The organism is Burkholderia sp. MSMB1498 (assembly GCF_001526245.1).
GTDB lineage: Bacteria > Pseudomonadota > Gammaproteobacteria > Burkholderiales > Burkholderiaceae > Burkholderia > Burkholderia savannae.
In genome coordinates this window covers 20557-29852 of record NZ_LOYJ01000073.1, presented here as the reverse complement: position 1 = coordinate 29852, position 9296 = coordinate 20557, and the positions used below count along the sequence as shown (strand labels likewise).

The following is a 9296-nucleotide window of genomic DNA, read 5'->3' as shown; positions in this document are numbered from 1 at the left end:
CTACTGCTTCAACGGCAACCTGATCATGCGCGCGACGGGCGACCGGATGCTGCTGTCGCCGCCGCTCGTGGTCTCGAGGACTGAGATCGACGAGATCGTGGAGAAGGCGAAGCGGGCGATCGATGCGACCGCGAAGCAGCTGGGCATCGCGTGACACGGCGCGGGCGGCGCGCGGCCAAGCGCACGGAGAGACGCGCGCCGCGCATCGCACGGAGAGACGCCGCGCTCCGGTCGTCGGGTAAGTGCCGGAATCGGCACGCGCTCAGCGGCCGCGCGCTTCACGGGCCGACGGCTCCCACTCGTGCGGCAGCGACTCGGGATCGAGCCAGCGCACGCGTCTTAGCGCGCGGAATATGACGACGTATAGCGGAATCTGCACGACGGCGAATGCGAAGATGACCCATGCAAGGCACGCGTCGAGCGGGTGGGCGCCCATCGTGAGGAACGCGCCGAACGCGAGCACCGCGGCGAGCGCCGCCATGCCCGCATAGGATAGCGAACGAAACAGCCGCACGGCCCAGCGCTTCCCCTTGCCGATTCCGATGCCCACCGTCAGCATGATCGCCGCGGCCACTGCGATCTCCTCGAATCGGTAGTTTTCCGAAGCGAATCCCACGACGTCGCCGAGACAGTCGAAGAGTTCCATGAAGGTCGTGCCGACCGCGACGAAGAACGCCATGCCCGCGGGAATCGCCTGGGGCGGCGCGCCGGCGGGGCGATTTCCGGGGCGCGCCGCGGCGCCGGAGGCCCGACGCGCGGCCGTCGCGTCAGCGGAATGATCGAAGTTCGTCAATGCGCGGCTCCCGGACGATGGCCGACGCCGACTTGAAATTGCAGGACGGGCGCGGGCGCGCCGGGTTGAGACGTCATCGGGCGATCGGGGGCGAGGAGGTGAGCGGGGTGGTCGGGGTCTTGCCGCGGCTCGCCGCCGAGGCGCTGCTGAAGCCGGTCGATCCCGTGCGTGACGCTATCGGGCGGATCGATGCCGTACACGCTGGCTCCGTAGATGGATGCCATGTAGGCGGGCGCTTCGATCGTCCGCAACAGCAGCAGTTCGCGACGAGCCTGCATCAGTTTCCGTTGCGCTTCGCGCACGGCGTCGGCGAAGCGGCTCGCCTGTTCCTCCATCTGCCGGGCCTGCGCCTGAGCCGCGGCCCGATTGGGATTGTCGAGCGACGCGCTCTTGATCCCGTCGAGCGCGTTGCGTTGCGACGCGAGCCGCTTCGTCGCCTGGACGGCCTCTTCGGAAATTTCGCCGGCCTCCCGCGCGACGCGGGGCAGCGAAGCCAGCGTGCGCGGACCGCTCGCGACGAGGTCCGGCAGGATGAGGATCGGCCCCACGGTTTCGAGCACCTTGTAGTGCCACGCGTTGCCGAGTGGCTTCTTGCGAACCTCGTCGCCCGTCAGCTCGTACTTCAACATCCGGCTGTCTTCGAGCAGCAGCAATGCCGACGTCATGCCGGCCACGAGGCCCAGCACGGGCAGAAGCGTCACGCCGCCGGCAAGTATCGCGGCGAACGACACGGCGCCCGCCAGGATGCCGAACGTGTCGCCGACGACGGCCGCGCCGTCGAATGCGCTCTTGTGTTCCTCGATGAAGTCGCGGGCCTTCGAGATGCCTGGCCCGAGCAGCGCGGGGCCGGGCGCCGATCGCCTGGCCGCGGACACGCTCTGCGCCCACTGCATCGACAATTGATCGATGGTTTGAGGCGTCGCGGAGCTGAGCGGATCGGCCGGCATCAGCGGCGGGCGGGACACGGCGACCACCAAATCGAGCGCATTGCCGTTGGCGTCGGGCGTCGCCGATTTCAGGCGCGACGCGCCGATGCCGTCGAAAAACACGACGCCCGCCTTTGGGCCGAGCACCTTGCCGGCGAAGTTCGACAGATGGAATTCCGCTTCCGATCGATTGCAGTACGGCTCCCACAAGGCAGGTGCGTTCGGCATGGCGGTGGAATGGCAATGGATGGAACGGGTTTCAGGCCGATCACGTCGCGACGCTTGCCCGAAGGCATTCGGAAAATCGTCGATAAACCGTCAATATAATCGGCGGTCCGATTTAATGCGAGTCTGTCGAATGATGCGGCCGATCGATCTTCTTCACGAATATGCCGGAACCGATTCGATAATGTAAGTGTTACCGTCCGATTATGATTTTTTCGAGGTATGCGAAATAATTTCCGAGTTTTGTCGAGGGCAATTAGGGCTGGCTTTAAAACCCGGAAAAAACGCAGTGACTTTCCAAGTTAATGCGTTATATTTTCGTCCTGCTATGTCGTCAAAAAGAACGAGGGCGCGCCGGGGGCAAACATGCAATTATCCGACCTTGCGGGTTTTCTGAACCTGCAGAATAGTCGCCTGCTGAGCATTCGGACACCGCTTTCCGGTCAGTCGGCGCTCGTCGTCAGCGATTTTCAATGCAGCGAAGGCTTGTCCGTTCTGTTCGACATGCGCATCGGCCTCGCGTCGCGCGATCCGACGATCGAGCTCAAGCAGATGATCGGGCAGCCGGTCACCGTATCGCTGAAGCTGGCGACCCCGTCGAGCGGCGGCTCGGAGCGCCATTTCCACGGTTATGTGACGCAGTTCAGCCATACCGGCGCGGACGGCGGCCTCGCGACGTATGCGGCCACCGTCCGGCCGTGGCTGTGGATGCTGTCGCGGCGCGTCGATTCGCGCATTTTCCAGGACAAGAGCGTTCGCGACATTCTCGACGGCGTGTTCTCGCAGTACGCGAAACTGGCGTCCTACGCGTTTCGTCTGTCCCGCGCGCTCAAGCCATATAGCTATTGCACGCAGTATCGCGAAACCGATCTGAACTTCGTGCTCCGCTTGATAGAGCAGGAAGGGCTCTTCTACTATTTCGAGCATGCGAACGACGGCCACAAGCTGATCGTCACCGACGATTCGACTCACGCCAAGCCGATCGACGGCGCGCCGGCGCTGCGATATTCGGCGGGCGAAGTCGTCGACGACGAAGCGATCGTGTCGCAGTTCGCCGCGCATCGACAACTGACGTCCAGCACCGTCAGCCTCAAGACGTTCGACTACAAGGTGCCGGGCGCGCGGCGCTACGTGTCGGGCGACACGAAGGCCGAGCAGGGCAGCGTCGAGCCGTACGAGGTGTACGACTACGTCGGGCTGCACGGCTTCGATTCGACGGACCGCGGCGAGGAGCTCGCGCGCTTCCGGCTCGAAGCGCTGGCGGCGGGCAGCAAGGCGTTCACCGGCGCGGGCAACTGCCGCACGCTCGCGCCCGGCCGCTATTTCGAGCTCACCGATCATTACGATCACGGCGGCGCGCGGCCCGAGGACCGGCAATTCCTGCTGACCGCGGTGCACCATCACGGCGTGAACAACTATCAGTCGAACGAAGGCGCCGCATCGTACACGGCGAGCTTCCAGTGCATCCGCAAGAAGATCCCTTTCCGTGCGTCGCTCGCGATGCCGCGCCCGGTCATCGCCGGCCCGCAGACGGCGATCGTGGTCGGCCCGAAGGGCGAGGAGATCTACACCGATTCGCTCGGGCGCGTGAAGGTGCAGTTCCATTGGGACCGGCTCGGGCAGCGCAATCAGGGCAGCTCGTGCTGGGTGCGCGTCGGCCAGCCGTGGGCGGGAGGCGGTTTCGGCGGCGTGACGATTCCGCGCATCGGCGACGAGGTGGTCGTGTCGTTCCTCGACGGCGATCCGGATCGGCCGATCATCATTTCGCGCGTCTACAACGCGCAGAACATGCCGCCCTGGAAGCTGCCGGAGAACGCGACGCAAAGCGGCATCCTGTCGCGCTCGATGAAAGGGCACGCGGGCACCGCGAACGCGATCCGCTTCGACGACAAGCAGGGCGAAGAGGAGCTGTGGCTGCAGGCCGAGCGCGACATGCGCACGGAGGTGGAGCACGACGAGCTGCGCAGCGTCGGGAACGATCATCGCTCGGCGGTGGGGCGCAATCACACGCTCAACGTGAAGCAGGATCACGTTTCGAATACCGGCAACAACCAGACTGTGGGTGTCGGCAGCGCGTTCGCGATGACCGTGGGCGCGCTGCCCGCGCAGGACGCCGCGCCGCCGCCCGCCGGAACCTACGTGCTCGACGTCACCGATCAGGTCGTCATCCGGTGCGGCAAGTCGAGCATCACGATGACGAAGGACGGCCTCATCAAGCTCGAGGGCGTGCAGATCGTCGAACATGCTTCGGATTACTTCCTGATGCAGGGCAAGAAGATCGATCTGAATCCTTGACGCGCTCGCCCGTCTGCCTGCGCGCGGTCCGCGCGCGAGTTCTTTGCCAACGAGCCGAACATGAAATATCTCACGCAAGAGTGCAGTTTCGAGATTCCTTCGCTTGGCGACGATCGCACGGTCAACGTGCTCGCGCTCACGCATCCCGACACGAGCGGCACGTTCCAGATCGTCGTGAGCCGCGATCAACTGATCGGCGGCGAGGATCTGGGCCGATGCATGCAGCGGCAGATCGGACTGATGACGCGCCACGTGACGGGTTTCAAGGAAATCTCGCGTAGGCCGGTGGAAATCGGCGAGCGGCGCGCGCCGGCGCTGGAGCTCGAAAGCACGTTCCGTCAGTCGGGATCGGCGTTCTACCAGATCCAGGCGATGACCGTGACCGACGCGCCGCGTCTGCTCGTCATCACGCTGTCGAGCCAGACGCCGCTGACGGACGCGCACCGCGCGACGTGGCGGGCGCTGCTCGCCAGTTACAGCGCCCACGCGTGACGCGTGCGGGTTCGCGCGCGCCTCGTACACATGCCGCTCGCACCACGGCCCCGGTTGCTCCCGTGAACCAGAACTGATCCCGCCATGTCGCTCCTCGCCGCCGCTCGCGCGCAAGACACCTTCACGCACACATCGCTGCTCGCGCAGATGCTGAAAGTGGCGGCGACGATCGGCGCGGGCCTGCTGGTCGGCGCGGCGATCGGGGCGGCGGCGGCTTTCGTCGTCGGGACGGGCGGGCTCGGAGCGGTGGTGCTCGGCGCCGTCGTCGGCGCGGTGATGTCGCAGGTCGTCAATGCGGCGGCGTCGCATTTTCTCGGCTCGGATTCGCTGGAGGGCTATTTATCGGACAAAGCGGGCGAGCTGATCGACAGCTTCATTCCCGGCGACGTGAAGGGCGCGATCTCGACGGGCTCGACCGACGTCTTCGTGAACGGGCGCGGCGCCGCGCGCGCGGCGGGCATGCCGGCGCCGCCGCTGCCGCCCGGCGTCGAGCCGCAGTCGGTCGCCGATCTGTTCGTGCCGGTCGATCAGGATTTCGTCGCCTGCTCGAATCATCCGAATCCGGCGGGCGAGCATCTCGCCGAAGGCTCGTCGAGCGTGTTCGTCAACGGTCGGCCCGCATCGCGCATCAAGGATGCGACCACCTGCGACGGCAAGATCAACACCGGGTCGACGAACGTGAGCATCGGCGGCGATCGCGTGCGCGTGCGCGACGTCACGAGCGAGATGCCGCCGTGGCTCGCGACGATCGCGAAATACGCGGGGCTCGCGATCGCGCTCTGCCAGGCGATACGCGGCAAGGGGCCGCTTGCCAGCAAGCTCGCGTGCTTCGCGATGAACTTCGCGATCAACGTGGCGGCCGACAAGCTCGTCGGCAGCGTGATGTCGGGGCGCATCGGGCATCCGGTCCATCTGCCGACGGGCGCGAAGATTCTCGACGGCGTAGAAGACCTCGATTTCGTGCTGAGCGCACCGGTGCCGATCGTCTGGCAGCGCTTCTACAGCAGCCTCGATCCGCGTGACGATCGCCCGCTCGGGCGCGGCTGGAACCTGCCGTACGCGGTCGAGCTGCGGCTCGGCGCCGGCGGCGAGAATCCGCATCGCTGGATCGACGCGCAAGGACGCGGCACCCCGGTGCCCGATCTGCAGCCGGGCCAGAAGTACTTCAATCGCAGCGAGGGGCTGACCTTCGCGTGTACGCCGGGCGGACACTGGATGGTCGAGCAGGACGACGGCATGTGCTTCGATTTCGGGCTGCCGCGCTCCGGTCTCGCGACGCAAACGCTGCGTCCCGTCGTGTTCGAGGATCGCAACGCGAACCAGCTGCACTTTCACTATGACGCGCACGGCCGGCTGGACGAGCTCGCGACGATGGCGGGCCATCGCGTGCGGATCGAATACGACGCGTCGCGCCGCGAGCGGATGTCGCGCGTGATCCTGCACGCGGGCGGCGCGAGCGAATGCCTGGTGAGCTACACGTACACGTCCGACGGGCTGCTCGCGAGCGTGTCCGACGCACAAGGGCGCGAACGACGCCGCTTCGGCTACGATCCGGCCGGGCGCATGACGATGCACCGGTTGCCGGGCGGCAAGACCGCGCGTTACGCGTGGGAGGAGTTCGAGCGCAAGGCGCTCGCGGAAGAGAACGGTCTGGCGGATCGCGAGGCGCGCGTCGTCGAACATTGGACCGACGACGGCGAGCGCTATCGCATCACGTACGATTTCGAGCGTCAGGCGGCGCGCGTGACGGACCAGCTCGGGCGCACGCAGCTATGCGAATGGAACGCCGATTATCTCGTGACCGCGCACACCGACGCGCTCGGGCGGAACTGGCGTTTCGATTGGAGTCCGAACCGGGAGCTGCTCGGGTTCGTGGAGCCGAACGGCGCGACGACGCGGCTTCGCTACGACGACGAGCGCGGCTTGCCCACCGAGCTGACGAATGCGCTTGGCGAGAAAACGCAATTCGCATGGCATCCGCTATGGATGGCGCTCGAACAGCAGACGCTCGCCGACGGGCGGCAATGGAAATATGAATTCGACATGCGCGGCAACCGCGTCGGCGAAACCGATCCGCTCGGGCAGCGCATCGAATTTCGGCTCAACCGCCAAGGGCGGCCGGCGGCGATCGTCGACGAGCGCGGCGGCATCACGCACTTCGGATGGGACGGGCAGCACCGGCTGATTGCGCGCACCGACTGCTCGGGCATCACGACGCGGTTCGAACACGACGCGCGCGGCCGGATGGTGGCGCTGACCGATGCGCTGGGCAATACGACGCGCTATCGCCATGACGGCCGCGACCGGATCGTCGAGACGCGATTGCCGACCGGCGGAGATGAACAATATCGCTGGTCGCTCGCGGACGAACTGGCCGCGTTCGTCGACGGAAACGGACATGCGACCGCATTCGCGTACGACGCGGCCGGGCGCCTTGCGTCGAGAACGGATGCGAACGGGCATCGGGTCAGCTTCGAATACGATGCGGCCGGCAATCTGCGCACGCTCCGCAACGAAGTGCGCGACAGCTACCGGTTTGCCTATGACGCGGGCGATCGCCTGATCGAACAGATCGGTCCGGACGGATTGCGCGTCGAATACGAGCGCGATGCGAGAGGTGCGCCGATCGTCGTACGGCAGGCGGCGGGCACGCCCGAGCAGATCACGATCGAGCTGGAGCGCGATGCGCTGGGGCGTCTCGTTCGCAGGCGCACCCCGGAAACCGTGACGACATACGATTACGACGCGACCGGGCGCCTCGAACGGATTGCGCGCAAGCATCTCGACGGCCGCCCGATGAACACCGTCACGTTTGCATATGACGAACTGGATCGGCTCGTTGCGGAGACGTCGGATGTGGCCGGCGACGACGGGCAGGTCGCGACGACGCGTCTCGCGCATGAATACGACGCGCTCGGCAATCGCACCGGCACGACGTTGCCGGACGGCCGCACGCTGAGCTGGCTGTATTACGGCAGCGGCCATCTGCACCGGATTGCATCGAACGGCGAGACCGTCTGCGATTTCGAGCGCGATCGTCTGCATCGCGAGGTGAGCCGGACGCAGGGCGCGCAGACGCTGGCGACGGCATATGACGGCTTGTCGCGAAAGATCGGGCAATGGATCGGCGACTGGCAGCGCACGCCGGGTTCATGGGCTGCTTTCGGCACTCGACAGAGCCGGGATCTGCTGCGCAAGGCGTTCGCGTATGACCGCGGCGGCGAGCTGACGGCGCGGATCGATCCGTTGGGCGGCGAGCTGAACTACCACTACGACCCGGCCGGCCGATTGCTCGGCGGTACGGTCGCCGGCGCGGGCGCGGGCGCAGGCGGGCGGCCGGATGCGGCAGGCGTCCTGACCGAGGCGTTTGCGTACGATGCGGCGTCGAACCTGCGGCCGGTGGGGCAGCCTGGGCGGGTGGAGGGCAATCGTCTGCTGATGAGCGGAGATCGCCGCTATCGGTACGATGCGCATGGGCGGCTCGTCGAGAAGCTGACGGGCGGGCACACGGAGCAGCATCTGAAGTACGACGTCGAGCATCGGCTCGTCGAGGTGAGGACGGTGCGGCGCGGCGTCGAGCAGACGGTGCGCTTTAGCTACGACGCGTTGGGCCGACGGATCGCGAAGCACGATGCGTTCGGCACGACGCGCTTCGTGTGGGACGGGATGCGGCTTGCGCAGGAGTATCGCGGCCATCAGGCGGTGACCTACCTGTACGAGGGCGACGGCTATGTGCCGCTGGCGCGGATCGACGCGGTCAGCGACGACAGCCATTGGCTGTGGCGGCTGTATCACGGCGACGAGCACGACAAGCCGGAGGCCGAAGCCAAGCCCGAGGCGAAGATCTATTATTTCCACGCGAACGCGGGCGGCGCGCCGGAGGAACTGACGGACCGAGGCGGCCGGGTGGTGTGGCGGACGCGATATCGAGCGTGGGGGAATACGGTGCTGCAAGCGTACGCACCGGAATTCCAGGCGAATCCGTCGGGGGACGTGATGCAGCCGCTGCCGCAGGCGTTGCGGTTTCAGGGGCAGTACGAGGATCTGGAGACGGGATTCTGTTACAGCACGTTCCGATACTATGATCCGGACGTGGGGCGGTTCATTACGCCGGACCCGATCGGGTTGGCGGGCGGGTTGAATCAGTATCAGTATGCGCCGAATCCTATTGGCTGGATCGATCCGTGGGGATTGTCTTGCGTAAGTGATCTAAAAAATATAAAGGAGCAATTGAATTCGGGTAAGAGGGCTCAAATAACCGTTAATTCAAGGGCGGAGGCCGAGGAATTGTTGATCGCGCTAACCACGGGCAAGGGCATGCCTCGAGCATATAGGAATACAACAGGGCAGGCGCTTCCGAAGGGAAAGATCTCTGGAAGCGGCTCGGACTGGTTGCCCGGTGGGCGTGGTGCGTATGAGCGGGAAGGTACTTACCATTGGGATGCTGCGGATGCGAATGCAAAACCGGGGGATCACGCCTTGCAGGGCGATCATCTTCAGATTCATAATTTTGATGGAAAGATAATAAGAATATTTTATTAGAATTCGATCGTAAGGATGATTGG

Annotated in this window: 5 protein-coding genes and 1 pseudogene; 4 read left to right on the top strand and 2 right to left on the bottom strand. The window is 65.5% G+C overall.

Going from position 1 to position 9296, the window contains the following annotated elements:
* Nucleotides 1-154 (top strand): annotated as a pseudogene (locus WS91_RS33455) (aspartate aminotransferase family protein); the annotation flags it as partial.
* A gap of 108 nt (nt 155-262) precedes the next feature.
* Here the strand turns inward: WS91_RS33455 and WS91_RS16740 are convergent.
* Nucleotides 263-679, bottom strand: coding sequence for a hypothetical protein (locus WS91_RS16740; protein ID WP_081990059.1), 417 nt, complete (start codon nt 677-679; stop codon nt 263-265).
* Between the two features lie 110 nt (nt 680-789).
* On the bottom strand, nt 790-1947 hold the full coding sequence (locus tag WS91_RS16735; protein ID WP_059670638.1) for a hypothetical protein: 1158 nt from the start codon (nt 1945-1947) through the stop codon (nt 790-792).
* 363 nt (nt 1948-2310) lie between these two features.
* Here WS91_RS16735 and WS91_RS16730 point away from each other — a divergent pair, with 363 nt between their 5' ends.
* The 3 genes from WS91_RS16730 (at nt 2311) to WS91_RS16720 (ending at nt 9273) form a co-directional block, all read left to right on the top strand.
* Nucleotides 2311-4239 carry a type VI secretion system Vgr family protein gene (locus WS91_RS16730; protein ID WP_038754117.1) on the top strand — a complete coding sequence of 643 codons (1929 nt, stop codon included), beginning with the start codon at nt 2311-2313 and terminating at the stop codon, nt 4237-4239.
* Between the two features lie 60 nt (nt 4240-4299).
* Complete coding sequence (locus WS91_RS16725) at nt 4300-4731, top strand: DcrB-related protein (protein ID WP_059647256.1); 432 nt, start codon at nt 4300-4302, stop codon at nt 4729-4731.
* Between the two features lie 84 nt (nt 4732-4815).
* Nucleotides 4816-9273, top strand: coding sequence for an RHS repeat-associated core domain-containing protein (locus WS91_RS16720; protein ID WP_231752036.1), 4458 nt, complete (start codon nt 4816-4818; stop codon nt 9271-9273).
* The last annotated feature ends 23 nt before the right edge of the window (nt 9274-9296 follow it).